This is a genomic window from Aurantibacter sp. (genome assembly GCF_042094015.1).
GTDB lineage: Bacteria > Bacteroidota > Bacteroidia > Flavobacteriales > Flavobacteriaceae > Aurantibacter.
Window position 1 is genome coordinate 14,834 of record NZ_JBELDZ010000056.1, and the last position, 1,435, is coordinate 16,268.

Annotated in this window: 2 protein-coding genes; both read left to right on the forward strand. The window is 33.4% G+C overall.

Annotated features, from left to right (window positions below):
* A partial coding sequence (locus tag ACFDSN_RS08845; protein WP_375239486.1) for a toxin-antitoxin system YwqK family antitoxin occupies positions 1-460 on the forward strand: 460 nt, incomplete at its 5' end.
* Between the two features lie 9 nt (positions 461-469).
* Complete coding sequence (locus ACFDSN_RS08850; protein WP_375239487.1) at positions 470-1,333, forward strand: TIGR02281 family clan AA aspartic protease; 864 nt, start codon at positions 470-472, stop codon at positions 1,331-1,333.
* The last annotated feature ends 102 nt before the right edge of the window (positions 1,334-1,435 follow it).

Genomic DNA, 1,435 nt, shown 5'->3' on the forward strand with positions numbered 1-1,435 from the left:
AAAATCAGAAGAAAATTATTTAAATGGTGAAATTGAAGGTTTATCACGCTCATGGTATGAAAACGGTCAGCTAAAATCAGAAGAAAATTATTTAAATGGTGAAATTGAAGGTTTATCACGCTCATGGCGTGAAAACGGTCAGCTAGTATTTGAAGGAAATTATCTAAGTGGTGAAAGGGAAGGATTGTGGCGTTGGTGGCATAGAAACAGTCAGCTAGAATCAGAAGGAAAATATCTAAGTGGTGAAAGGGAAGGATTGTGGCGTTGGTGGCATAGAAACAGTCAGCTAGAATTTGAAGGAAATTATCTAAGTGGTGAAATGGAAGGATTGTGGGTTGAGTGGCATGGAAACGGTCAGCTAAAATCAGAAGGAAATTATCTAAGTGGTGAAAGGGAAGGATTGTGGCGTACTTGGTATGAAAACGGTCAGCTAAAATCAAAAGTAAATTATCCTATTTAATAATTTTAAATGAAAAACATTACGAATCTAGACATCAAACGTCAGCGTGTTGAGCTTACAAAAGAGCTCTCTGCACTTGCTATTGTTGGGGTGTATAAAAAAGCCACAATGAAAAATAAAATAGAAATCATTGGGCTTGTGGAGGTCTTAAAACATACAGAGAAAAACTATTCTGATGCTCTTGGCCTTATTTTTAAATTAGAGAAAGTAGCAGATTCATCAAAACTTATTAGTAAACTTTCTAAGATTCACCTAGAGGCTAAAGTTTTATCAGACATAGAACGTTTGGCAATGGCAACTAAACCAGATCCAAAGGCAAATAAAAAAGAGATACCTTCTATAATAGCCCCCACCTATTATCAAAAGCATAAAACAACTATTGTAATGACATCTGGATTTATAGCTGTTTTACTATTATTTTTTATCATAAAACCTTCAAAGACTTATAAACCAGATATAACCGCTGTAAAAGCAAAACAAGAAATTTTCATTCAACTGACTTCTAGAAACGGTCATAAATTTATTAATACCAAAATTAATGGAGTTTTGACTACATTTATGTTAGACACAGGAGCATCTACCACAATGGTTTCTGAGTCGTATTTAAAGAGTCAAATAAATACTGGATTTTTAAATAGGCGGCAACATTTCCTCAGAAATACGTATTATAATATTGCAAACGGGGAAAAGGTTAGGGCTGAGGTCTGGCAGTTACCATCAATGATTATTGGACCAAAAAAAATTTATAATGTCGAAATCGCTGTGATTTCTGGAATAGAAGATGAAGAATTTCTTTTAGGAATGTCCACGATAAACAAACTTGAGGACCCCACAATCGATCTAAATAATAATAAAATTTTGCTTAAGCAATAATACTGATTTTTCTATTTTTATATAAAGAATGTTTGATAAACATTAAAAAATATAGTGATTCCCGACGAATTGATTAAGAGATTCTGCCAAGGTATTGTCAGT